Raw genomic sequence first — 25,553 nt, 5'->3', positions numbered from 1 at the left:
TCATGTATAATTACGAAAAGCTATATAAACAGTATTTATATAAAAAAGATCAATTGATTTTTACTAAAGAACGAGTTGCTGAGATGATAACGTCTAAATTTAAAGCTAGAGAATTTTCAAAAACAAAAATTTTAGATTTAGTAAATGATGATCACTTTGAGTATAATAAGATATATAAATGTTTTGTCATAGATGATCCAAGTATATTGATTCAATTGTTTTCAAATGAGGAAAAAAAGAATCATCGTGAAGAAATACTTGATAATCGTGAACATCCCTTAAACCCCAAGAGAGTCAAAGAATGGGAGTATAATCACTTATTGCTTGATGAACAAGAAGGTAGAAGAATTGATATCATTTTAGAAAGTAAAGATGGATTATATATTTCAGAATCTCAAGTAAGAGCTAGCTGCGAAAAGCTTGATAGGTATTTAAATGCTTTAATTGTAGGTGCAATTATTGAAAATGAGTTAGAAGAATATCCAGTTGATATTCATAACGAGTATTTTCAATTTTATTTAGAGAACTTGGATCAATTCGGTTTCTTAAACTAAAACATACGGTGATCGGCATTCACTTGAAAACGCCCTCTATCATAGAGGGCGTTTCTTTATTTTGCAAGCATCCACTTTTCTTTCATAAACAAGCTTCTCACGATGACAAACAAGATGACGACTGCGAGGGCTGAGGAGCCGAGTGTCAGAGTGATGGACATCGGATCGATGATGCCAAACATCAATTGCTTACACAATGCATGAATATTAAGGAATGGGACAGCAAAGTAGTACGTATCTAGCTGCGTAGCACCTGCTCTCATGGTAAAGAACATTGGGATCACACCTAATGTAATGATCATGGACATGTACGATTGCGCTTCTTTCACTGAGCTTGAAACGACACTGAGCAGCAGTTCAATCATCGATACCATGAATGAGAAGATGATAAGCGCCGCAAACATGACGGCGATAATGCTCCACATTTGATCACCAAAGTTCAGTGCTTGTTTTAGCTTTTCTGTAAAGAGCAGCGTGGATAAAAGCAGCATGCCGATCGCCACAATTCCACTTAAAATCCCGAACATGGAGACAGCAAGCCATTTTCCTATGAGAATATGAAGTCTGCTGGCAGGTGTCAGGAACAACGCTTCAATGGATTTCCGGTCTTTTTCACCCGCTACAATATCAAGCGCAGCTGGCAAAGCTCCTGAGATAACGGAGGTCACCAAAATCATCGGAAGGAGAATCGACAAAAGCATAGCGGTCATTCCATTTTCCCCTTCATCGCCTTCTTCTACATCAACGGCCTGCACCTGAAATGGATGAATAACAGATGTATTGATTTGATCAGCGGCTAAACGCTTTTCTACGATTTGGTTTTGATACTGCTCCAGTAAGGATTGCAGCATTTGAACCGCGATGACCGAATCATCATCTGTTGTGTACCCATGAATTTTAATCGCAAATGATTTTTGATGCTGAAGCATGTCGTCAGCCTCTTTCGGCATTTCCAGGTAAGCATTCGCCTTCCCTTCTTTGACAGCTTGCTGCGGGTCATCAAATGTTTCAAGCGTGAGGTTTTTGACCTCTTTGATCATTTGATTCATTTCAGTTGGAAGCTTTTCATTGATTGCGACCGTATAGGTTTCATCCCCTGGATCTGCAATCATGCTTTCATAAAAGAACACCAGTCCAAGCATCGTCAAAAGAGGAATCAGCACTGTTAAGAGTAAGGTTTTTCGGTCCCTTAGCGCATCTGTCATTTCTTTTAAAAATACGGTTTTCCACATTATGAAATCCCCCTAGCGAGCTTCGACATAAAGATATAGTTCAAGTCATCACTTTGTTCCTGTGTATATAATTCTGGAAGTGTTCCTTTGTACACAAGCTCTCCTTGATGAATCATCATGACACTGTCACAAAGCTGGCTGACTTCTTCCATGATGTGGCTTGAAAAAAGGATGGTTTTATTTTGCTGCTTGAGCTGATGAATAAAGTCTCTGAAAATATTACTTGATGTGATATCCAAGCCTGTTGTCGGCTCATCAAATAAGATAATGTCAGGATCATGAATCAAGGTTCTGGCAATTGCCACCTTTTGTTTCATTCCTCTTGAGAATCCTTTCACCTTGCGATCCATATATTGTCTCATCCCAAAACGCTTTGCCAGATCCTCTATTCTTGCTTTGATTTCATGCTGGTCTAAGCCATATAATTTGCCAAAGTATTCAAGATTTTCTCGTGCCGTCAAACGATCGTAAAGCCCCGTCTCACCGCCAAACAAAACACCAATTCGCTTTTTCACTTCAGTTGCTTCTTTCACCGTATCAAAGCCTGCGACAGTGACTGTTCCGTGCGTAGGCTCTAATAATGTGGCTACGGCGCGCAATAATGTGGTTTTTCCTGCACCATTTTCTCCTAAGATGCCAACGACTTCCCCTTCCTTCACAGAGAACGTCATGTGTTTCATTGCTTTCACGACTTTTTTCTTATCTTTAAACCAGCAGCTGCAATCGCTGAGAGTAATCATTTGGTTCGCCCCTTTCAACTTTCTAAGTCTATGATAGAAAAAATAACGCTTCCCTGACATAAAAATGTCGCGAAACGTCCTTTTTCTGTCTTGAAATGATCTATTTTAAAAAAACAAATGGTAAAATAGACAAATAATAAGAAGAGTCACAGGTGATTTTTATGATAAAAGTAGGTCTCGTTGATGATTACCGAGTAGATTTAGAAAAACTGCATGCCATTGTGGGCAGAATGGAGGCTGTGGACATTGTCTTTGTCACGCAGTCAGCAGAGGATGCATACGAGAAGGTCAAACAGGGAGACATTGACCTGTTGTTCGCAGACATTGAAATGCCCGGAATGTCCGGTTATGAATTAGCGGATCTCATTCACTCTCACGCACTGAATGTCGATGTTGTATTTGTGACAGGAAACAGCGGATATGCGGTCCATGCGTTTGATTTAAATGTTCATGATTATATTATGAAGCCCTATCAAGCCGATCGAATTGCCAAATCCTTAGATCGCTATCTGTCCACCAAGCAGGAGAAAAGCATTCATGGACGGCTTCTCATTAAGCAGCAGTCAGATATTCATGTGCTGCAAAAGAAGGATGTCATTTTTGTTGAGCGAACAGGACGGTCAACCACCATTGTCACAACAACAGGAGATATCCAGACATATCAGACATTAAACGAGTTAAAAGGCGATCTGGCTGAAAGAGATTTTATCCGCTCCCACCGATCGTTTATCATCAATATTCATTACATTAAGAACTTCTCGGCGTATGCCAAAAATTCGTTTATCGTGTCTTTTGAAGGTACGGATAAAAAAGCCATGATGACCAAGCAGCAATTAGAATACTTTAAGAAATACTATTTTTAAGGAGAACGAACGTGAACGCTTTCTATCTTGGATTCCGCATGTATGCTCTCATATGGCTAGGTCTTGCATTTCATGCAGCTGTTGAAGCTTTTCTGCCGCTATCATCTGGGGTGCTGTGGCTCCTCACCTTTTGTGTGATTTGTCTTTATACATTCTTCATGTACAAAAGGTTTTTGCCTCATGTGAGTGGTTATGTGATGCTGGGCGCTTTTGTGCTCTTCACCTGTGCAGGTCTTTCCCTTTTTCTGACGCAAGGAAATGGGCTGAGCTCTCTTTTGGCTTTTATAATCATCATGACAGCAGATATCCTTTCATTGAAGATGATGCAGACGGAGAGACGGTTAAATGGACGGCTTCAAGAGCTGATCAACGCAGAATCAAGAACCAATGAATTGCTGCTTGAGCTGCGCAGTAAACATCATGAAACAGCTAGACATTTAAATGCCTTTTCCGCGTCGAACGACGAACATGAGATCAAGGATTTGATTCAGCAATACGTGAAACATTTCCCATGGATTAAAGGAGAAAATGCTTATTTGGCCTCAACCCTGCACTCCTTTTTTGAGCGGGCTGAAAAAGAGGACATTGCCCTTTCACTAGACCTTCAAGCACCTTTTTCATCGCTTCCGTTTTCTAAGGCGGATCAGGTTAGTTTTACTGGCAACCTGCTTGATAATGCCCTAGATGCGGCGATTGAAGCGAAGCAAGCCGGGAACGAGGGAAGCATCTCAATCACGACCTCTATTCGGAGCGGGCTCTTTTTAATCCATTGTGAGAACAGCACAAAAGGAATGGAAAAACACGTGTTAGACCATTTGTTCAAAACCTATGGGCGCTCGACAAAAGGCGGCGATCATCAAGGAATGGGGACGTATATCATTCATCAGCTTGTTGAAAAGGCAGACGGTAAACTTGATTTCACTTACCGTTCTCCAAATTTGCGGCTCGTCATCAAAATTCCCCTTACGATGTCATAAAAAAAAGGTGCAGCTGAGCACCTTTTTTATGTTAAGAGAAAATGTGGTCAATTTGATTGATTTCCTCTTTTGTTAATTGAACATCGTTTGTTTTTAGGTTTTGCAGAACTTGCTCAGCTCGTTTTGCACCTGGAATGATGGCGTCGATGCCGTCCTGCGCTAAAAGCCAAGCCAGTGCGACGTGTGCCGTTTCAGCGTTCTTTGATTGTGCAATTGCCTTCAGCTTGTCTACTTTTTCGAGGTTTTGCAGGAACGCCTCGCCTTGGAAAAGCGGGTCTTTTGCTCGAATATCATCAAATGTCGCATCCTTCGTAAATTTCCCAGTCAACAGGCCTGACGCCAACGGGAAATAAGGAATAAAGGAAATACGATGCTCGACACAGTATGGGAGAAGATCCTGCTCTGCCTCACGTTTCAGCAGAGAATACTCCGACTGAAGCACGTCTAAGTAGCCATCTCGATTAAAGGCTTGAAGCTGTTCAAAATCAAGGTTTGATGCACCAATTGCCCTGATTTTTCCTTCATCCTTCAATTCCTTTAATGTGCCTGCTACTTCTTCCAGCGGCGTCCGGCCGTCCGGGAAATGCATATAGTATAAATCAATATAATCTGTTTGCAGTCGTTTCAGGCTATTTTCGACCTGCTCTCTTAAAAAGTCCCGGCTGTTATCCAGTTCAATTTGTCCGTTTACTTCTTTATGAGCCCCCTTTGTCGCAAGGACAAGGTTTTCTCTGCCGCCTCTTTTGGCAATGATCTCACCGATCAATTCCTCTGAACGGCCCAGCCCATAAATAAAAGCAGAATCTAAGAAATTGACACCTTGATCAAGAGCCGTCTCCACAAGCTCTCGTCCGGCATCTTCACTCAGGTTCGGGAACAAATTATGTCCACCTACCGCATTCGTACCAAGCCCTATCGGATTCACCTGTAAATCAGTTCGTCCAAGCGTTACCTTTTTCAAAAGCTCATCTCCCTTATCTGCTTAATCATCCTTATTTTCCCATGAATCCTTTTCAACATTCAAGTATCCTGCTCTCTGAAAATTAACATAGCAGGTAGATGCTGAAAAAATGAAGGGACGTATAGTCATCTCTCTAAAAGCATTAACACCTTCACTTCAAGATTTTTACCTAAAAAACATTTAAAACCCATGATAAATCTATAAATTAATTCTTATTAACTAGTATATTAGACTTACAAAATTCCTTTTATTAAAGATGTTTGTGTAAATTTCTTTCAAAGATAGGGATTAAAACCTATTCCTCATCATGATTGAATTTCGATAGAATGAATAGTGCAAATCGTCATAAGGAGATTTTCCCCTTTAACACCCGAATATACCATTCTATCTGTTTCTTTTTTCATAGTCAGATAGCGGGAATGAAATGACGAAAGAAAAGCAAAGGAGCATCAACTGTGAATCTAAAAAAAATAAGTGCACTCCTCATGATTTCATTCGTGATGATCATCTCTGCAGCCTGCCAGAGCTCAGCCAAATCAAGCAACGCTGATCAAAAATCAACAAAAACAGCAGAGGTAAAAGTCAATAGCTACGAATATACGTTACCAGAAGACTCAACAACTACGCTAAGAGACAATGAATTGGTTTTAAAAGTCAACTTGACGATCACAAACAAAGGTGACAAAGCCCTTTCATTATATAACTCTGACTTCTCCCTTTATCAGGACGATGCCAAAGTATCTGATTTAAAATTTTACGGCAGTAAAGACCGCCTTGACCTCGGTTCATTGAACAAAGGCAAATCACAATCAGGTGCTCTTTATTTCCTAGTAGACAAAGGGAAAAAATATCAGTTCGTGTACCAAGACAGCATCAAGAAAAACAGTGATTCGATCGAAATCAACCTAGATGGAAACAAAATACTGGATACAGCGAAAAAGCTGGATAACCCTGCAAAGGCGCTATCCGCTTATACCGATATGATTGTCTTTGACAAAAAGAACGATCAATTTGCCGATTTAACAGGTGACAACCAATCGGATGTCGTCAATAAATACCACGAAATGTTTGTCAAAGACTTCAAAAGAAGTGCCGGAATGTACGGAAATGAAGTAAGTGATCGTGATATTCTGTCTATGTATAAACGCATTCAAAACACCATGAAGGATAAAGCCAAAGTAGAAACAAGTGTGAAAACCATCTCTGATGACGAGGCGAAGGTTGTCGCTCAAGTAACAGGCATTGATGCTTCTAACTTAAAAGACAAGCTAGACAAGCAAAGAGACGAGTTTTACAACGGCAAGATCCGCTCTAAAGAAGAATTGTATAAGAAAAGCTTAGACATGTACGCGTCTGAATTCGAGAAGCTTCCCCCAGTCTCCAGCCCAGCTGAATACGAAGTGAAAATGAAACGTAATGGGGATGGTCAGTGGAAAATTGACCTCAACGATTATAATACATCGCAGTACATGAGCGGTTTTATTAAAACAAGATAAGCATCAACAAAAAAGACGCTGGCCCATGAAGGTGCCGCGTCTTTTCTATTATGCTATACAGTCGCCTCTTGCTCTTCTTTCACCGCTTTTTCAATATCTTTAAAACGGCTCGATACAGTAGACGCACTAATGCCATACTTTTTCGCTATTTGCGATTGAGAAAGCGGGGCATCGCTTGCAAGTGAATGAATGTAATATTCGATTCCCGCAGCAAATGATGCTGCTTTACGGATCACAGGTGATTTCTGATCACAATAGGCTTTCCACACAGTTAAAGCGCCATCTGTCAGGCTTTGATCACCGTGTTCCTTCATTCCGTCTTCAATCAGCTTAGCTGTTTCCAGCTGAACGTCACTTGCCCAGTCCATACGATCTGCTGATAGACCAGTATCACCTTCTGTTTGAGCAGATGTTTCTGATTCTTCTACTTCTTGCTTCGCAAACATGCACTTCAGCACGTCAGGGAATGATTCTCTCATAAATGTACTGCGTGCCCCTCCATTTGCCTCATATGCTTCAACAAGCTGACGAACCTGAAGAAGAAGCGTATCTGTAAACTCTTTCGCAAACATCGTATATTGAATGAAAAACTCTGCTTTTTCTTCAAATTGAACAGGGAATCCAAGCACGAGACTTCCTTTTTCAGGCAAGACTGTTTGATCCGGTTTTACATCTACTTCAACCTTCTCAGCTGTCACCATATTCTCAAAGTAAAGAGACTCGTCCGTTTTTTCATTTAATAAAAGCAAAGATGGTTCCATGTTTGTCCATGATTGAACCACTTGTTTTGTTTTCGGACGGGTAATATCCTCTGCTTTCTTTGTCAGAAATTCTTGGAAGATGGTTTCTTTCTGATCCGTTAATGGACGGAAGAAAATGCCCCATACACTCAAATGGAAAACTGAAATTTGTTGCGTTTCTTTATCCATATCTGCAAGGAAAGAAAACTCATTAATGAATTGATTGATGGCTCTCTGATGCTTAGAGAAAGCATAATTCATTAAATCCTTTTGAACTTGTACAGCTTCCTTAAACACAAGCTCAGACGTTTGTTCACCGCCTGACTTTTGACCACAGCAATGTTTATATTTTTTTCCGCTTCCGCATGGGCAGAGCGCATTTCGTTTAATTTTTCCCAAAATAAAACCTCCGACATTCTAGTCTAACCTCACTATTTTAACAAACGATTGCACAGGAGAGTTTTATTTTCAAGAAAAAAGAAAAATCAGAATGATCAGTTAAATAACAAAGATACATAAAGATCACGACAGATCATAGGAATAGCGGTCTTTTTCTGTTTATTTTTTCCAATCATTCCAACAGATTTTCTTCAGCTCATTCCCTCAAATAACTGCTTTGCTTCAAAATAAAAGATTTGAACAAACTTCTTCGTATTGACTCTGCCCGTCGATCCTGCGGATGAAGAGGTCTTCTGCATCTCTTTCATTCTTTGGCTGACATCGGTAAAGTCAAAAAACTTCGACGCATAGTGCTCAAATTTAGGATTCGAAAAATCTGTTAATCCTAGTGAAGCAAAATGATTCAAGGAATGGTGAATAGCTCGTCTAATCCGCTGCTCTGCCGCTTTCACTTCCCTCATCACTTCTACATCGGTTGCTCCATGATCCAGCTTCCTCTCCGCTGTTTTGATAAAGAGCTGCTTTAGCGGCGGGAAATTGACCTCATGAGAATTGGCTGACTGTGTTTCATGTAAGTAGATCAGGATCTCTAGTAAATCCTTAGAACCGCTCTCTCCGACAATTCCTAGTTCGGATAAGAGAAATTCCCCTGCCTCTTTCATCGTCCTTTTTTTCGCCCCAGCACCCGTCGTATCATGAGAAATTACAGGCTCTAACGGCAGCACATGGCGAAGGGAAGCTTGAATATCATATATCGATTTCTCCAGCTTAATACGCTCCATGACTTTTCGAATCACACTGACGATCTCAATTCGATTGACAGGTTTATGAATATAATATTCGATCCCTAATTCATAGGCTTCTGCCATCATCTCTTTCGCCTCTACTTGGGAAATCATCATGATTTTACCTTTGAATTCAGGGTGAATATGACGAATCGTTTGAATGCCGTCTCTAGCAGGCATTAAAAGGTCAATCAGAAGGATGTCTATTTTTTTTAGGTTTAATGAATGTGCTTCTAATCCAACTCCGTCATCGGCTTCATCCACGACCTCTCCCAAATCTTCATCCTCAATGATTTGTCCTAAAATCGAGCGTATTGCACGATCATCATCTGCAATGAAAAATCGCATACACTCACCCTCTCTGTATTAAATTTTGTATAGGAAGGAGTAGCTGAAAAGCTGTTCCCTTTGTTTCTCTTTGTTCGATTTTAATTGTACCGCCAAGCTCTTTAACCAGCTCTTTCACATAGGATAAGCCAATCCCAGTTGATGGTGTTCCATATGCATCAAATTTAGAAGTATAGCCTGGATCAAATACAATTTCTCTCATTTTTTCAGGAATCCCCGGGCCATCATCTTCAATCCGAATCTCTATTTTATCATGACTTCCTTTTAATACGAGTGAGATCATTCCAGTATCCTTTATGGCTTCAACCGCATTTGCCATTAAATTATTAATCAGCGATAAGAAAATGAACACATGGTAATCATGCAAATGAATGCCCCTTATATCAGATGTAAAAGAGATGTTTTTTCCTAGAGATAACGCATATTTCTCTTGAATGCGGATGACAATCTGAACCAGCTCTTCAGCCTTCATATAGTCTTGCATATTTTCCTTAGAAATTAGCTTCGAAAGACCAGCATAAATACGCTGATTGTCCTTTTTCACTTCATGGATTTCTCCTGCGAGCTTCAACAGCTCCTGACTCACTTTCTTGCCTGCTTCGTGTTCATGCAGCAGACGATAAAGTCTGTATGATTCTTGCGTAATATGCTCTGTATGTTTTAACGTTTTCTTTAAATGAACCGTTTCTTCATATAAATTTGAAATGACCATCATCATATGCTCATTTTGTTTCATGATCTGCTTCTCTCTTGATTGTGCCTCGTACAGCTTCATCATATTAAAAAAGCTGATTACCACAAAGCTGTGAGCAAACGCAATGAGAAACATATCACTCAGCTTTGATAATGTCATCGTCGTATCAAACACTAAAAATTGTACAAACAGCTCAACAAAATCAGCTACTAATTCGATCATGAGACCAATGATCCCAATAAAAATAGAGCGCTGTTTAAAACGTCCCGTACGGACGGCAAAAAACAGGAAAGCATATGTAAAATAGAAGAAGAAACTTGGGAATTGCTGATAAAATGATGCAGCGAGATCAGCATGATGCTGAATCAGATCTAAGCCTACTCGAAAAAGCACAATGGCTGCGCCTGTTAAAAACCCAGGCAAAAACGGTCTAGATTTCCTTAAGAGTAATAAACAAAAGAAAAACGCAGGTGCGCCAAAGCTGATCCGGAACGTCTCATTCACAGGATAAAACTTCAGTTCTCCTGCAAGCGGCACAATAACCACCATAAAAATTAAAATGAATGCGTCTTTTTTGACAAGCTGGTTTAAACTCAAATGACTGACATCCCTTCCCCTTTTTGCATAGCCACAGTATACAAGGAGACTCTTTTCTTCACAATGTGCAAAAAAATAATTTTCACAGCTCCTTCTTTCCCCAAAATCCTTTTTTATGACTATTCTCCGAGGCGGCATGGTGACCTTTCAGCTATTCAGTGTTTTGGTGATTGTCTACAATAATGGGAATTGTTTAGACAATCATCGACAAACCGATTTTTATTTGTAAGTTTTTCTGTAGATTTTCGTCAGATTGTGTAGTTTCCAAGATAAATTGAATGAACAATTTTAGTGAAACTATATGTAAGCGTTTTCTGAATTTTCACTAAAAACCCTTTTTGTTTTTTCGCCGCCAAAGCCTTCAATTGAACATATATTTAGGTGTAAAGGAGTGGTACAAGCAGCGCATGACAAGTTCTTTGAAGATGTGTAACATGTTTTCGTGCCTATTTGATCGCATTTTTTGTCATCCGCCAATTCAATAGGGTACTTTTTGATTTTTGATTGGAGGAATCGTATGAAAACAGCAATTTCTAATAATACACAACACGCATGCCAGTCTTCTGTTGATCAATGGGCAGAAAAAATACGTCCGTATTACAAAAACGGGCAGAATGCTGGCTACATTCCAGCACTCGGAAAAGTGAATTCCTCTCAACTTGGTATCAGCGTGATAGGCCCAGATGGATCATCTGTACGATATGGTGATTGGGACGTTCCCTTTACCCTGCAAAGTATCTCAAAAGTCATCAGCTTTATAGCTGCCTGTTTAGGAAGAGGCGTTCCTTACGTCTTGGATCGGGTAGATGTAGAGCCAACTGGTGATGCATTTAATTCCATCTACCGCCTTGAGATGCATAAACCGGGGAAGCCCTTTAATCCAATGATTAATGCTGGAGCTATTACCGTATCCTCCATCCTTCCCGGAAAGACTTCTACAGAAAAGCTAGCATATATTTTCGATTTAATCGAAAACTTAATAGGAAAGCGTCCATCTGTTAATGAAGAGGTTTATCAATCAGAATGGGCAACTGCGCACCGCAACCGTGCTCTTGCTTATTACTTAAAAGAAACCAATTACTTAGAATCAGATGTCGAGGACACATTAGAAGTGTATTTAAAGCAATGTTCCATCGAGGTCACAACTGAGGACATCGCCTTGATTGGACTAATTATTTCAAGTGATGGCTACCATCCCTTTAAACAAGTCCAAGTCATCCCAAAAGATATCGCAAGACTAACAAAGGCATTGATGCTGACATGCGGCATGTATAATGCATCAGGTAATTTTGCTGCTTTCGTAGGCGTACCAGCCAAAAGTGGTGTGTCTGGAGGAATTATGGCTTGCGTTCCGCCAAGCGCAAGAAGAGAATTCCCGTTTCAGACAGGCTGTGGAATCGGTATTTATGGTCCCGCCATTGACGATTGTGGAAATAGTATTACCGGTGTCATGATGCTGAAAAAGCTCGCCAAAGAGTGGGATCTCAGTATTTTTTAAAGAAATAGGATGAATTAGAAGAGGTGATGTTATGAATGGTTTATTAACAACAACAAATGGTTTTCTATGGTCATATATTATTGTTGCACTATTAATTCTTGTCGGCCTTTATTTCACATTCAGGTCTCGTTTCCTTCAAGTGCGTATGCTTAAGGAAATGGTGATCGTTCTGAAAGAAGGAACAAATAAACAAAAATCTGGCGTATCACCATTCCAAGCCTTTGCTATTAGTATGGCGGCTCGGGTTGGAACTGGGAACATTACTGGGATTGCGATCGCAATTGCCATGGGTGGTCCTGGCGCTATTTTTTGGATGTGGATCCTAGCCATTATCGGTTCCGCGTCAAGCTTTGTTGAAAGTACGCTTGCCCAAGTGTATAAAGTAAAAGATGCATCAGGCTTTCGCGGTGGTCCCGCTTACTATATTGAAAGAGGCTTAAAGAAACGCTGGATGGGGATTTTGTTTGCTGTATTAATCACCATTTCTTTCGGTATTGTCTTTAATGCTGTACAGTCGAACACCATTACCATTGCTTTTGAAAATTCATTTGGCACAAATCGTTTGGTCGTAGGCGTCATTATGGCTATTGGATTTAGTATCATCATTTTCGGCGGGGTCAAAACGATTGCCAAGATGGCAGAATACATTGTGGTCTTCTTAGCTGTCGCATATATTGGTATTGCTCTTTTTGTCATGATTACAAACATTACTGAACTGCCTGGTGTTGTCCATACTATTATTTCACATGCATTCGGTATTGAGCAGTTTGCAGGTGGTACGATGGGTGCCGTCATTATGGAAGGAATCAAACGGGGTCTATTCTCAAACGAAGCAGGGATGGGTAGCGCACCAAACGCTGCTGCAGCTGCCGTGACGAGCCACCCTGTGAAGCAAGGACTGATTCAAGCATTTGGTGTCTTAATTGATACCCTGATTATTTGTACAAGTACTGCCTTTATCGTCCTTTTCTCAAGTGCATATAAAACGACAAAATTAACAGGTATTGAGCTCACTCAAGCATCTTTGAGTGAACACATCGGTCCTTGGGCTTCTGGTGTTCTTGCCATTATGGTTTTCTTATTTGCGTTTAGTACGCTGATCGGGAATTATTACTATGGGGAAACGAACATTGAGTTCCTTAAATCAAGCAAAGCATGGTTGATTGGATACCGTATTGCGGTAATTGTCATGGTTTTATTCGGTGCTGTAGCAAGTGTTCCTTTTGTTTGGAATCTTGCCGACCTGTTTATGGGGTTAATGGTCATCGTCAACCTCATTGCCATTACCATGCTGTCTAAAGTCGCCTTTGCAGCATTAAAGGATTATTCACGGCAGAAAAAAGAGGGGAAAGATCCAGTCTTTTATAAAAATGCCGTTCCAAACAATGAGAACATTGAATGCTGGGACGACGAACCTGCTTCGTTGAAAAAGAATCATATCGGATAAATCACAAAAGCTCTGGTCGTCTGACCAGAGCTTTTTTCTTTAGTTCAAAAATTCGAGTATGAGTTTGTTCACCACTTCTGGCTTTTCATGATTGATCCAATGAGATGCATCATCGACAAAAATCAGCTGACCATTTGGGCAAATCTTCATCGATTCCTTCGCCAGCTTTCTGCTTAAAAACTTGTCCTCCATCCCCCAGATCATGCGAACAGGTACTAAAATGCGTTTAGATATCGGCTTTTCAAAGCCGCCTTTTTTGATGGCGCGGTACCAATTCAGCATTGAGGTCATGGCACCTGGCTGCGTCCAAGCCAGCTTATATCTTGATACATCTTCTTTTGTAAATAGGTGTGGTCGTGCAGACAGCCCAATGGCTTCATCCAGCCGTTGGTAGTGATTTTCTTGAAGTGCTGCCTCTGGCACATTCGGAAGCTGAAAGAAAGCGATATAGGAGCTTTTCTTCCACTGCGGGGGATAAAACGGAAGAACCTTCATCATGACCCGCGGATGCGGCATGTTGACAATGATTAATTTCTCTACATATTGAGAACGTGTGGATGCCAAATGCCAAGCAACTGCTCCGCCCCAATCATGACCACCCACAATCGCCTTTTGATTCGGACTAAGCGTCTTAATCAGCCCTACGATATCATCTCTCAGTTGATCTAATACGTAGGATTCGATTCCTTCTGGCTTATCACTTAGATGGTAGCCCCTTTGATCAGGAACGACGACACGATAGCCTGCCTCAGCGAGGGGCATGATTTGGTTCTTCCAGCCGTACCAGAACTCAGGAAACCCGTGCAGCAGTACAAGCAGCGGGCCATTCTCAGGTCCAGCCATTGCTGTGTGAAGTGTTACACCATTTGTTTGGATCGATTGAAATTCAATTTGCTCCATCCCTTTGCCACCCTTCTCCTTGTTCTTTTATTCTTCCAACATAGCATATTTTCCATTTTTCAGAAAATAAAAACACTCCCAAAAAAACCTTCACAATAGTGAAGGTCTTAGAATTTTGACCAAGGATCCTTGAACAGCGAATTGGTGCCTTATTGCGAAAGAAACAGAGAAGATATGTATTTGTGCTAAATGACTAAATAACTAAAAAAGCAGACTCTAATCAGTCTGCTTTTTTTACGATTTTTATTTATCTAGAGAATATTTTTCTATTGCTTCTTTTGGAGATATTTCTTCATCAAATGAAAGATAACGACAATACACTTCACTTAAGTGAAGTGGTTCTTCTTCTAAATTGTCTACAAGTTCAAATATATCTAGGATTGCTACTAATTTTTTTGTTGTTTGTCCGTAATCCCCATTTCCAAATGTTTCTTCTGGAAAACTTTTTTCTATAATTTTTTTAACTTCATCTTGATCTTTTGCTTTGATTAATACGATTCTTTCTTCAAATATCTTATCAGGTCTAACTTTGGGAGACGGTATGGATTCAAACAATAATTTTGCTGAAAAGAGATCATACATAGATTTATCACCTGGATATTCAATAGATTTAAGGTAAATATAAGGGAATAGTTTTTTGAGGTTGCTGTGTCCACAATCATTTTTTATTTTTATATCATTGCATGATCTTTATTTAGCTCTTTGTCTTCATCTATTTCATATAATTCAGCACCCAGATCAACCCATTTTTGCGGTCCTGTACTTGTCCGTGAAGTGCGCCAAAGAACGTATCCTGTAATTCGACCAGTACATCTCCATCAGCTTCTAGCGCTTCATATACAGCCTTTAGTTCTTCTTCATTGTCAAACTGCATAATCAATCTGAGATGTTCGGGCTTTGGTGTGCGGCCAAACGTATCTGAAAAGTGAAGCAATGATTCTCCAAGGTGAAGTTCCGCATGCAGCACACGGTCTTGATGTTCATTTAAAATATGAATATCTCCGCCAAAAATTCCTTGATAATATTGAAGAGATTCCTTCACATCGTCTACCACAATATAAGGACTAACGCTAATCATACCCTTCATCCTCCTCTTGTTTCCGTCCATCTTCTCTTTTATAGCTTATCCCAAATCGTATGAAAAAAGGCACAAATCGTCAACGGATTTGCACCTTTTTCTCATGAAGCTTTCGCTAATTCACTATGTTTGTTTGAATACGCTGCGTACATGACGACACCGATTAACAGCCAAACACCAAAGTAAAGCCACGTCCGGCCTGGTAAGTTGAGCATAAGGAACAAGCAGCAGCCCATTGAGATAATCGGCAAGACCGGCACAAATGGAACCCGGAATCCCCTCTCAAGCTGCTGATGTGTCTTTCTCAAAATGAGCACAGATAAACTCACCATTGCAAACGTCAATAAAGCACCGATATTCGCTAAATTCGACAAGTCCTTTAAATCAATAAACCCTGAAATAACAGCTGTCATGCCGCCAATCATCCATATGCTTGCAACAGGCGTATCGCTTTTGTTTGTTTTCGAAAACACTTTAGGCAAAAGACCGTCTCGGCCCATCGCATAGGCAATTCGAGTTGCTGCATAATTATTGGCGAAAATCACAGCCATCAATCCAATGACCGCACCGACAGAAATAATACCGGCTACGCTATTTTGATGTACACTTTGCAGCACATAGGACATAGCCTCTGTGACATTCAGTTTTGTATAGTGCACCATACCTGTCATGATCAAACAAACGACAATGTAAATGATCGTGCAAATGAGTAATGAGCCAATAATGCCAATTGGCAGATTCCGCTGCGGATTTTTCACCTCTTCCGCAGAAGCAGAAATCGCATCAAATCCTAAAAAGGCAAAAAATACAGCAGCAGCACCGGCAATGACGCCTTCTGCACCAAATGGCATGAACGGCTGCCAATTGGATGGCTGTACATAAAACCCGCCTACTACAATGAAAAGAACAATAATACCGAGTTTCACAAACACCATGATATTATTGAATTTTTTACTTTCCTTCGTTCCTCTAGATAAGATCCACGCAATCAGTAAGGCAATGATAATGGCTGGCAGATTCATATATCCGCCTTGTTCTGGCCCCGCTAAAAATTGATGGGGAATCGAAATGCCAAACCCCTCAAGCAAGCTGTTGAAATAACTCGACCAGCCACTGGCGACAGCTGAAGCAGTCAGCATATAAACGGACAATAAAGTCCATCCCATTAGATGCCCGACAAGCTCACCCATCGTTGTATATGAATAAATGTATGCACTGCCGAATACAGGCAGCGCTGAAGCCATTTCTGCATAGCAAAGTGCTGCCAAACTGCACACAATCGCTGCAATGGCAAAGGAGAAAATGACAGCCGGTCCTGCATCCTTAGCCGCTGTAATTCCGGTTAACACCATGACCCCCGTGCCGATCACTGCCCCTATACCAAGGAGCGTGAGATCGAGCCCGCCCAGCGTTCTCTTTACCTTTTGCTGCCTGCTCTGTTCTAACAAATCGTGAATGTGTTTCTTACGAAGAATATGTCGCAAACCCTTTCCCTCCAAAACGTTAGAAAAACAAAAAATCATTCAAATTTCATTATAGCAGAATAGGTACTACGCATTCACAACCAATTCACGTAAATCTTTCTTCATGATTTTACCAAGCTTGTTTTTTGGCAGCTCCTGTGTGAAATGAATGGAGGGCACTTTGTAATCTGCCAAACGTTCCTGGCAATAGTTCACCACATCTTCTTCGGAGAAATCGGAGGATTCGTCTTTTACGATATACGCACTTGGCACTTCCCCATATAATTCGTCCGGTACCCCGATGACAGCTGACTCAATCACACCTGGAATTTGTTCAATAATCTCTTCTACTTGGTCAGGATAGATATTATCCCCGCCGTACAGAATCACATCTTTGTATCTGCCTGTGATGAAAAGAAAACCGTCTTTATCTAGATAGCCTGCATCCCCCATATGGAACCAGCCATCTTTCAGCACCTTCTCAGTAGCGTCAGGCTGATGATAGTAGCCTAGGAAATAAAATGGACTTCTCATGACGACTTCGCCAATTTCTCCTGCTGGCAATGTCTCCTCTGTCTCAGGATGCACGATTTTCACATCTACATCCGCATCCACTTTACCGGCAGAGCCCATTTTATCCTCACCCATCGCTGGATGCCACGCACTGACAATCCATGCTTCCGTACTTCCATAGCCATGCATCATCTGAATGCCTGCTTCTTTGTAATCTTTAATTAAGCGTACCGGCACCTTCGTACCGCCAGAAATCGCAATTTCAAAAGATGAGAGATCGTACGAACCGCGTTTCATTTCTTCTAGCATGTACGTGTAAGCTGATGGGAAAGCCATCATGAACGTAATTCTTTCTTTCTCAATCGTTTCTAAAATGCGTTTCGGTGTTGCATCATGTAAGAAGACAAGCGTATACCCTTCAATCGCAGCTGCGATCAGATGATTAATTGAACTCATATGATACAGCGGATGACTCGCCAAGTACCGTTTTCCTTTCAGATCAAATCCTCGATTCCCATGTCTTGTTAAAAATTGATAAATTCGTCCATGCCCGACCATACAGCCCTTTGGATTGCCCGTTGTTCCAGAAGTGAATAAAATCATCGCTAAATCCTCTTCTGATACCTCATCAGCAAGATGACTTCCATCATTTGAAGCCAAAATGTCTTCAAACAGCTGGGTTGTTTTCGCATTGGCACCGGATTCCACCATCAGACAATCTTCTAAAGACACATTCACTGCCGCAATGATGTCACGGAATTCACGGTCAAAAAATAAAGCCTTTGGCTCTGCTTTTTTCAAAATACCTTCCAGCTCAAAAGAAGTAAGCTGCCAGCTAAGCGGAACTGCGACTGCACCTGCTTTGATGGCTGCCAGCATAATCGTTGAAAAGTGATGATGGTTTTGACAAATAAAGCAAACGCGGTCTCCTTTTCGAATCCCCTTTTGATATAAGTAATGAGCGAGCTGGTCAATGCGTTTTGCATATTCTTCAAATGTATAAGACACACCCCCGCCAGTTACCGCTTCAATTTGTGAAGAGCGTTCCATTCTGTCGTTAAGTAATGCCTGTAAAGTATTCAATATCTTCATCTCCAAACGTTTGATTTACAATAGCCAATTTCCAGTGAATGGGGTTGGCAGATTTTATCTCATTCACATTCTAAAATAAAACCAGCTGAAAGTAAAATCATTTCATTTTGGAATTGTTCTTTATATTAATTGATAATATAGGTAATTTTATAGCCGTCTTCCATTTTGGTTTAAATGATGATAACTATTATGATAAGATAGACCTAGTAATTGATCGGAAAATGCGAACGCAATAGGAAAAGAGGTATGGAGAATGCAACATTTCGAGCTAGAGGCAAGTTTATTAGACCATGCGCTGACAAAGTATTTAAAGGCGACGAAGCAAATAGATGAAGAGAACATCCCGAAAAACGTCACGAATGTGAAAGGGTTTATTTTACGCATCATTTATCGCCATCAATCATGTACTGTGAAAAATATTCTGCAGGAAGTTTCATTATCTCCCTCTGCAACAACAACCGCTCTCAATCACTTAGAAGATGAAGGGCTGATTATCCGCTCTCGAAATAATAATGACCGCCGTACTGTATGGATTACACTCTCTGAATCAGGTGAACAAATCGCAAAACAAATGATTGATAACCGCCAGCTGCTTGTCAATCAGCTGTTCAACCATCTTTCAGAAGAAGATAAAAAAACATTTTTTGAATTAATCGAAAAAATGATGGACGAGCACACATTAAAGGCTTAGGAATACTCCTAAGCCTTTAGATTTTTTGACAAAGGGCTAAAATGCCCTTTGTCTTCTTTTCAGCGTGATAGAAAACCTTTGCAGCCCTAGGAAGGACGAGTACCGGAGCGGAGCGAATTTACATTCGTAAGCACCGGCACGCAGGACTGACACCCAATGCGAGGGTTTGTCTACATGCTGAGGGCCTTCTTTTTATGGCTTTAAGATGACCTTTATACAATCATCCTGTTTTTCGTTAAATATGTGATACGCATGAGCGGCATCATCTAATGGCAATTGATGTGTGATGATCGCTCTAGGATCAATTTCACCGGTTGTCACTTTTTGATAGAGCTTTGACATGTAGCCTCTCGCCGGAGCCTGTCCCATTTTCAGGGTGACGTTTCTTGCGAAAAAGGCACCTAATGGGAACATATTGTATAGGCCGCCGTACACACCCGTCATCTGCACCGTTCCACATTTACGGACGGCTTTTGTAGCAATTTGAATCGGTCCGATCGTTCCGCCTTGCAGCTTGAGTTTCTGCTCAATTTTTTCAAGCGGTGACTTCTTCCCGTCCATTCCCACACAATCGATCACAACATCGGCTCCACCCTTGGTGAGCTCCTTTAACGTTTCTCCCATGTCGGGATCTTCTGTAAAATCAAATACTTCTACGCCGCTCATCCGTTTTGCATGTCGCAGACGGTAATCAATGTAATCGACCGCAATCACACGTTCTGCCCCTTTTTGCCATGCAAATTGCTGCGCCATTAACCCAACAGGTCCACAGCCTAACACAATGACCGTATCACCTTTTTTCACACCTGCGTGCTCCACGCTCCAATAGGCAGTTGGAAGAACATCCGATAAGAACAGTAATTGTTCATCCTCCAGCTCACAATCATCTGGGATCTTAAACGGGGTGTAATTTCCAAAAGGCACGCGTAAATACTCTGCCTGTCCTCCAGGATAATTCCCATATTTCTCACTATATCCAAAAAGCCCACCCGAATCGTAGTGCGGGTTTGAGTTGTCGCATTGACTTTCTAAATGATGATGACAATATTGGCATTGACCACATGCAACGGTAAATGGAATAACGACACGATCTCCCTTTTTTACTACCGTGACATCCGGTCCAACTTCCTCCACAATCCCCATTGGCTCATGCCCAATCACATAGCCGATTGGAAGCGGGAAGTTCCCCTGATACAAATGTAAATCAGATCCACAAATTGCTGTTGATGTAATTCGTATGATCACATCTTCCCGATCTTGAATAGATGGCGCATCTACTTTCTTCACTGCAATACTATTTTTTCCTTGATAAGTAACAGCTCTCACATGCATTTCCTCCTTTAGCGAAAATCATCTGTACATAGCTTCACCTGGAATGGATGGTTCATGCATCAGATCAGGAATATTTGAAAAACAAAAAAGCCCGTCGATGGGTTCGACAGGCGCTTATTCAATCATGTGTAACGCGTTACATATTTATCCTTTTTCGACAAAAACCAAATCATATTGAGAGGAAGTCTCTCGATCGATCATAAAGTTCCCTTCTTGAATAAAATAAGGACATATACTCGGGCTTTGTGATTCTTCAAACTGCTCATACAACTGCTCAATCTTTCCAGGGAGCAGTAAAAGCAAAAATTTATTAGAATGGGAAACGAATTCATAAGAATGAATCGTATCCGGCGGTATATAGGCAAAATCACCCGGCATCAGGCAAATATCCTCTCCGTTCAATTGAAGGTTCATTTTTCCTTCAACGCAATAGAGTGCTTCTGTATGTACTTGATGATAATGCGGAGGAAAATACTTTCCCTTCGCGCCTTCAATCACAAAATGGCTGAACCCGCCTCCAGTTGTTTCTGTTGTTGCGATCAGCTCATGAAGCTGACCATCCACGATATATTGCTTCCCTTCACCAGCCTCTAATACATAGGGCTGCACCGCCTGAGGGAGCTGACTATGAAATAAAACGGAGGGCTTGGTTGTATTTGATAGCTGCCGGATACCATGCATCAATATGAGATCGCTTTCTTTTTCAGCTTGTTCAAAGCTGGCTGCATCGAAAGCATGATCAGTCATCAGCCATTCGTTCTGCTGAAGCCTCTTCCCAATTTGCTGATAGACATCTGTCATTTGTCCGCCCAACGTATATGAAATAAACCTTGTTTTGTGACTATGCATTCTGTAGCCATGAATCGTTTTAGGCGGGATATGAATATAATCGAAGGCTGTGACCATATATTTTTTACCGTCCAGTATCACTTCAAGCTTTCCTTCCAGCATGAAAATGGTTTCAAATAAGTGCTCATGACAATGAAGTGGAAAATAAGCTCCTTTCCCACCTGTGATTAAGACAAGCTCAAACAGCTGATTCGTTTGATTTGCTTCTGCCAGTACATGAACAAGCTGATTTTCCAGCCCATACAGCTTCCCTGAACCAGACACGGTATAAAAATAGGTATCTTCGGATTGCTTGATTGATTGCGGTTGCTCCGACATCCCATCACTCCTCATGACTAATTGACTATCTTTATTATATAGACCAATTGATATAATAGATAGACAATATGCGAGAGATTTTACTCTTCTCGCATAAATAAGTGTCTAAGGTAACACTTTACGTGTTCTAACGGGGTCGTTTGTTTGAGTGCTGTGGTCATCGATAGACCCCCAATCACCATTGAATGAAGGAGAGAAGCCAGCTCATCCGCTTTGTTTTCTTCATATCCGCTGTTCATTAGCTTTTCTTTCACAAGCTCTTGCCAGCGGATCATTTCTTGTTTGCATGCAGCATGAAGCTGCGTATGTTCTGGCTTGGATTCTGCCGCCAGCAAGACAATCGGAATCCCTCTTTCACTTTCTTGCTCCATAAATCCCCGAATGATGTTTGTCATAAAACGGTCGATGGCGATATAAGGGTCATCCGAATAGGCAAAACTTTCTTCAATTCGATCGATGACCTTTTGACTAATATATTCAACGGCTGCTATGGCTAGCTCTTCTTTTCCGTTTGGAAAGTAATAATAAAGAGATCCTTTAGGGGTGCCGCTCTCTCTAATAATTTGATTCAATCCTGTCGCATGATACCCCTGTTTTCGTAAAAGAAGTGCAGCCGTTTGAATGATTCTGTCCTTCGTACTCACGTGTGACACTCCTTTCCCTCCATAGACAAATGTCGTTTCAACGTATGATTTGATTTGTTCCTTTCCAAATCGAGGATGTCTCCATTTCTGCTGCAAGCCGAAGCAGCCAGTCCTCTTTTCCCTTTGGTGCTGTCACCTGTACCCCTAAAGGCATGCCCGCTTCAGTGAGATGAACAGGAACACTCATAGAAGGCTGACCCGTTAAGTTGGCAAGCTGTGTAAATGGTGTGTAGGTCAGACTCTTTAAGAACATGTCATAAATGAGATCCTGCTGCGCTTGCATTGAGAGGGATGACACACGTAAAAGTTCAGTGATTTCCTCTTTCGAATGCATCAGCTCACCAACCTTTGGAGCTGAATAGGCAGTAGCTGGTGTCACAAAAAGATCGTACGTTTGATGAAATGATGCCATTTGTGCAGCCGCCATATCCCACGCATCAAGACTTTCTGTATAAGCAGCAGCGGTCACATTCTTGCCAGCCTCCGCCAGCACCCATGCGACGATGTCCGTTTCCTCCGGATTGACTGGACGTCCTAATGAACGAGCCAAGGACGTGAATAATGCAGACATTTCTCCGCTATTCATGACGTAGTATTGCTGCATCAGATGGATCCCGTCAATTGCCGGCTTCGCTTCTTCTACTTGGTGCCCTTGGTCACTCAGCCATTTCACTGTTTGCTGAACCGCCTGCTTCGCTTCCTCACTAACCTTCGTACCTACTGGAGATTCTATACTGTAAGCAATTCGCATAGAAGATGTACGTTTCACTAGATCTTCTTGATAGCTGCCGTCGTATAACGGCGTTTGGAAAGCCGCTTCAGGCTGAATGACTTGAAGCAGATCAAGAAGGGCTGCACTGTCCCGCACTGTTTTTGTGAGTGTAAAATCAATGGAAGCCCCTTGCCACTGCCTTCCTGCGCCTGGTCCTACCGGCGTTCTTCCTCTCGTTGGCTTGAGACCGAACAAACCTGTAAAGGATGCTGGAATCCGAATGGACCCACCGCCATCACTTGCTCCACCAGCCGGTACGATGCCGCTTGCAACAGCTGCTGCCGTCCCGCCGCTTGAACCGCCAGGGGAATAGTCAGGATGCCAAGGGTTCCTCGTTGGACCATGTAAAGAAGGTTCTGTTACATTCCTTAAACCGAATTCTGGTGTGTTTGTATGCCCCATCATGAGAAATCCAGCCTGCTTCAATCGATGGACAAAGTGGGAGTCCGTTTTTGCCTTTACATCCTTTAACAATGCAGCACCTGCTGTCAGCGGTTCATTTTCCATCCCTTGCGATATATTTTTCAGTACAAATGGAACGCCCGCAAACGGCTGATTCGTATGTAATGTCTTGATTTCTTTTAATACTTGATCTTGTCTTGTCTGAATCACCGCATTTAGTTCAGGATTGACCTCATTCAATCTAGCAAATGCAGCCTGTACAAGCTCGTCTGGCGTTACCTGCTTATTCCGTACAAGTGCTGCCAAGCCAGTCGCATCATACGTCATATACTCTTTTACGTTCATCAGCATGTCCTACTTTCTCTTATTATGATCTCTCTATTGTCTACTAGATTTGTATGAATTTCAATTTCAGGTTACTTATAAAAAAACTTTCTGACAAACAATATGATTCTTCTAACCATCCTTCTCATTTCTCCGATATAATAGAGAAAAAAAGACGGAGGTCATCGTATGCAAGGGGCTATCGCCTTGAAAAAGAAAATCGTCGTAGTCATCGCGTTTCTTCTTGCGTTGACAACTGCCTTGCCTTACCATTCGCAGGCAGCTGCACCGCCAAAAGAAACAGATATCATCATCGTCTATAAAAACCAAAAAGGAAAGCAAACGGCTATTGAAGAAAGTGAAAAAGTGAACGCTCAGTACATACATCTTCCCGCTGTCGCTGTGACAGCAGATGAACAAGCGGTCACCTCACTCAAAAAAGATCCAAACATCGCTTATGTCTCAAAAAACATAAAGGTTAAACTCGCTTCTTCTACTATGAAAAAAACCGCTGCCGCTACGGGTCAGAATTTTTTGGTTCAACAATCTTACAACTTGCAAAAGCTGAATGTAAAGCAAGCGATAAAAGAAGGCGTCACGGGGAAAAATGTGAAGGTAGCTGTTTTAGATACTGGTATTTCTCCACATGAGGATTTAAAGATATCCGGCGGGAAATCATTTGTGAAGTACACAACTTCCTATAAAGATGATCAAGGGCATGGCACACATGTCGCAGGCACGATTGGTGCGCTCAATAACGATTATGGCACAGTCGGCGTCGCTTCTGGTGCGAAGCTGTATGCTGTAAAAGTGTTAGATAAAAAGGGAGAAGGCGACTTGTACAGCCTGCTTCGAGGAATCGATTGGGCCATTAACAACAAGATGGATATTATGAATTTAAGCCTAAGTTTTGAAGACAATATCCCCATCTTGCATTCAGCAGTGGATGCGGCATACAAAAAAGGACTGCTTGTGGTCGCTGCAAGCGGGAATGATGGGAAGAAGAATTATATTAGCTACCCTGCCGCGTACAATAGCGTCATTGCCGTTTCTGCAACGACGGACAAAGACAAACTCGCGTCTCTCTCAAATACAGGGAAAGGCATTGAATTTTCTGCCCCTGGCCAGAACGTCATTAGCACTTATTTAAAGAATGAATATTGGTATGCAACAGGTACATCACAAGCTGCACCGCATGTCACAGGCATGCTGGCACTGTTGAAACAGCTTCATCCGAAGAAAACAAATGTACAGCTTCGCACCTTATTGCGCAGCTATACAGTGGATCTTGGCGCAAAAGGAAGGGATCCACAATTCGGCTATGGCCGCATGCAATATATACCACAATCAAGCTTTTTGAAGGCTGCGACCAGCGCTGTCAAAACAGCCGAAACATCTAAAAAGCAGGCAGATGTCAATCAAGCCAAAACGAGAATTGGCAGACTCACTGCAAGTAAACAAAAAACAGCACTCACCGAACGGGTGAAAAAGGTACAAGGAACCATTGATATCCGTTCCGCACGTGCAAAGGTTCAAACAGCCGAAAAAAGCAAAACACAAGGGGCCATTAAAAGCGCCCAAACGGCTATCAAAAAGCTAAACAAAGGCAAAGAAAAAACAAGTCTGCAAAACCGGCTCGACAAAGTCAAAAAACAGGTCGCCTATCAAAAGAAAGTGACAGACGCCAAACAAAAGGTCAAAAAAGCGGAAGCCAAACGAACAAAGAAAACAAAAGCAGCGGCTCAAACCGCTGTCAAACAGCTAAAAGCTTCCAAAACGAAAACCAACTTACAGAAACGATTAAACCGTATCAAGGTTTGACAGAAAAAAACGATTCCTCGCCT

Annotated in this window: 23 protein-coding genes; 8 read left to right on the top strand and 15 right to left on the bottom strand. The window is 41.5% G+C overall.

Features of this window, described 5'->3' with window-relative positions; all coding sequences use genetic code 11:
• Positions 1–2: 2 nt before the first annotated feature.
• A complete protein-coding gene (locus tag C6Y07_RS15320; protein ID WP_106037061.1) occupies positions 3–554 on the top strand; it encodes a hypothetical protein in 552 nt (183 codons plus the stop codon).
• Positions 555–610: 56 nt separating this feature from the next.
• Here the strand turns inward: C6Y07_RS15320 and C6Y07_RS15315 are convergent, their stop codons facing one another.
• Positions 611–1,786 (bottom strand): ABC transporter permease, encoded by a 1,176-nt coding sequence (locus C6Y07_RS15315; protein WP_060595471.1) that lies wholly within the window; start codon positions 1,784–1,786, stop codon positions 611–613.
• Positions 1,786–2,526, bottom strand: coding sequence for an ATP-binding cassette domain-containing protein (locus C6Y07_RS15310; protein ID WP_024427223.1), 741 nt, complete (start codon positions 2,524–2,526; stop codon positions 1,786–1,788). The genes C6Y07_RS15315 and C6Y07_RS15310 overlap by 1 nt, the downstream gene beginning before the upstream one ends.
• Positions 2,527–2,687: 161 nt before the next feature.
• On the opposite strand from C6Y07_RS15310, the gene C6Y07_RS15305 reads away from it, so the two are divergent.
• Together C6Y07_RS15305 and C6Y07_RS15300 are read left to right on the top strand one after the other, a co-directional pair.
• Entirely contained in the window at positions 2,688–3,389 is a 702-nt protein-coding gene (locus C6Y07_RS15305) for a LytR/AlgR family response regulator transcription factor (RefSeq protein ID WP_060595470.1), read from the top strand.
• 11 nt (positions 3,390–3,400) lie between these two features.
• A complete protein-coding gene (locus tag C6Y07_RS15300) occupies positions 3,401–4,366 on the top strand; it encodes a sensor histidine kinase (protein WP_066031373.1) in 966 nt (321 codons plus the stop codon).
• Between the two features lie 31 nt (positions 4,367–4,397).
• On the opposite strand, the gene C6Y07_RS15295 is transcribed toward C6Y07_RS15300, so the two are convergent.
• Positions 4,398–5,327 carry an aldo/keto reductase gene (locus tag C6Y07_RS15295; RefSeq protein ID WP_060595468.1) on the bottom strand — a complete coding sequence of 310 codons (930 nt, stop codon included), beginning with the start codon at positions 5,325–5,327 and terminating at the stop codon, positions 4,398–4,400.
• A gap of 455 nt (positions 5,328–5,782) precedes the next feature.
• On the opposite strand from C6Y07_RS15295, the gene C6Y07_RS15290 reads away from it, so the two are divergent.
• Positions 5,783–6,823, top strand: coding sequence for a DUF4352 domain-containing protein (locus tag C6Y07_RS15290; protein WP_066031374.1), 1,041 nt, complete (start codon positions 5,783–5,785; stop codon positions 6,821–6,823).
• Between the two features lie 53 nt (positions 6,824–6,876).
• Here the strand turns inward: C6Y07_RS15290 and C6Y07_RS15285 are convergent, their stop codons facing one another.
• The 3 genes from C6Y07_RS15285 to C6Y07_RS15275 form a co-directional block, all read right to left on the bottom strand.
• A complete protein-coding gene (locus C6Y07_RS15285) occupies positions 6,877–7,962 on the bottom strand; it encodes an SEC-C metal-binding domain-containing protein (protein WP_106156998.1) in 1,086 nt (361 codons plus the stop codon).
• Positions 7,963–8,153: 191 nt separating this feature from the next.
• Positions 8,154–9,095, bottom strand: coding sequence for a response regulator (locus C6Y07_RS15280; RefSeq protein ID WP_060595465.1), 942 nt, complete (start codon positions 9,093–9,095; stop codon positions 8,154–8,156).
• A 4-nt stretch (positions 9,096–9,099) separates the two neighbouring features.
• Positions 9,100–10,386, bottom strand: a complete 1,287-nt coding sequence (locus C6Y07_RS15275; protein WP_060595464.1) for an ATP-binding protein — start codon at positions 10,384–10,386, stop codon at positions 9,100–9,102.
• Positions 10,387–10,903: 517 nt separating this feature from the next.
• Between C6Y07_RS15275 and C6Y07_RS15270 the strand changes: the two genes are divergently transcribed.
• A complete protein-coding gene (locus C6Y07_RS15270) occupies positions 10,904–11,884 on the top strand; it encodes a glutaminase (protein ID WP_106156997.1) in 981 nt (326 codons plus the stop codon).
• A gap of 31 nt (positions 11,885–11,915) precedes the next feature.
• Positions 11,916–13,331, top strand: a complete 1,416-nt coding sequence (locus C6Y07_RS15265) for an alanine/glycine:cation symporter family protein (RefSeq protein WP_060595463.1) — start codon at positions 11,916–11,918, stop codon at positions 13,329–13,331.
• 39 nt (positions 13,332–13,370) lie between these two features.
• Here C6Y07_RS15265 and C6Y07_RS15260 read toward each other — a convergent pair whose 3' ends face one another.
• The 5 genes from C6Y07_RS15260 to C6Y07_RS15240 form a co-directional block, all read right to left on the bottom strand.
• Positions 13,371–14,231: an alpha/beta fold hydrolase gene (locus tag C6Y07_RS15260; RefSeq protein ID WP_060595462.1), complete on the bottom strand. Its 861-nt coding sequence runs from the start codon at positions 14,229–14,231 to the stop codon at positions 13,371–13,373.
• Positions 14,232–14,474: 243 nt separating this feature from the next.
• A complete protein-coding gene (locus tag C6Y07_RS15255) occupies positions 14,475–14,813 on the bottom strand; it encodes a DUF4288 domain-containing protein (protein ID WP_034664284.1) in 339 nt (112 codons plus the stop codon).
• Between the two features lie 130 nt (positions 14,814–14,943).
• A complete protein-coding gene (locus tag C6Y07_RS15250) occupies positions 14,944–15,309 on the bottom strand; it encodes a VOC family protein (RefSeq protein WP_058015219.1) in 366 nt (121 codons plus the stop codon).
• A 101-nt stretch (positions 15,310–15,410) separates the two neighbouring features.
• Complete coding sequence (locus tag C6Y07_RS15245; protein WP_060595461.1) at positions 15,411–16,793, bottom strand: amino acid permease; 1,383 nt, start codon at positions 16,791–16,793, stop codon at positions 15,411–15,413.
• Positions 16,794–16,859: 66 nt separating this feature from the next.
• The gene (locus C6Y07_RS15240; RefSeq protein ID WP_060595460.1) at positions 16,860–18,368 is read right to left on the bottom strand and encodes a class I adenylate-forming enzyme family protein; all 1,509 of its coding nucleotides are present in this window, start codon (positions 18,366–18,368) and stop codon (positions 16,860–16,862) included.
• Positions 18,369–18,630: 262 nt separating this feature from the next.
• Between C6Y07_RS15240 and C6Y07_RS15235 the strand changes: the two genes are divergently transcribed.
• Positions 18,631–19,068: a MarR family winged helix-turn-helix transcriptional regulator gene (locus C6Y07_RS15235; RefSeq protein WP_060595459.1), complete on the top strand. Its 438-nt coding sequence runs from the start codon at positions 18,631–18,633 to the stop codon at positions 19,066–19,068.
• Between the two features lie 192 nt (positions 19,069–19,260).
• On the opposite strand, the gene C6Y07_RS15230 is transcribed toward C6Y07_RS15235, so the two are convergent.
• The 4 genes from C6Y07_RS15230 to C6Y07_RS15215 form a co-directional block, all read right to left on the bottom strand.
• On the bottom strand, positions 19,261–20,394 hold the full coding sequence (locus tag C6Y07_RS15230) for a zinc-dependent alcohol dehydrogenase (protein ID WP_106037056.1): 1,134 nt from the start codon (positions 20,392–20,394) through the stop codon (positions 19,261–19,263).
• Positions 20,395–20,544: 150 nt separating this feature from the next.
• Positions 20,545–21,567, bottom strand: a complete 1,023-nt coding sequence (locus tag C6Y07_RS15225; protein ID WP_106156995.1) for a quercetin 2,3-dioxygenase — start codon at positions 21,565–21,567, stop codon at positions 20,545–20,547.
• Positions 21,568–21,647: 80 nt separating this feature from the next.
• Positions 21,648–22,211: a TetR/AcrR family transcriptional regulator gene (locus C6Y07_RS15220; protein ID WP_034664477.1), complete on the bottom strand. Its 564-nt coding sequence runs from the start codon at positions 22,209–22,211 to the stop codon at positions 21,648–21,650.
• A gap of 37 nt (positions 22,212–22,248) precedes the next feature.
• Entirely contained in the window at positions 22,249–23,730 is a 1,482-nt protein-coding gene (locus tag C6Y07_RS15215; protein WP_060595539.1) for an amidase, read from the bottom strand.
• Positions 23,731–23,898: 168 nt separating this feature from the next.
• On the opposite strand from C6Y07_RS15215, the gene C6Y07_RS15210 reads away from it, so the two are divergent.
• Positions 23,899–25,530: a S8 family peptidase gene (locus C6Y07_RS15210; protein WP_060595456.1), complete on the top strand. Its 1,632-nt coding sequence runs from the start codon at positions 23,899–23,901 to the stop codon at positions 25,528–25,530.
• Positions 25,531–25,553 lie beyond the last annotated feature (23 nt).

The organism is Bacillus sp. LNXM12-1 (assembly GCF_003004375.1).
Taxonomy (GTDB): domain Bacteria; phylum Bacillota; class Bacilli; order Bacillales; family Bacillaceae; genus Bacillus.
This window is presented reverse-complemented; position numbering and strand designations above follow the sequence as displayed.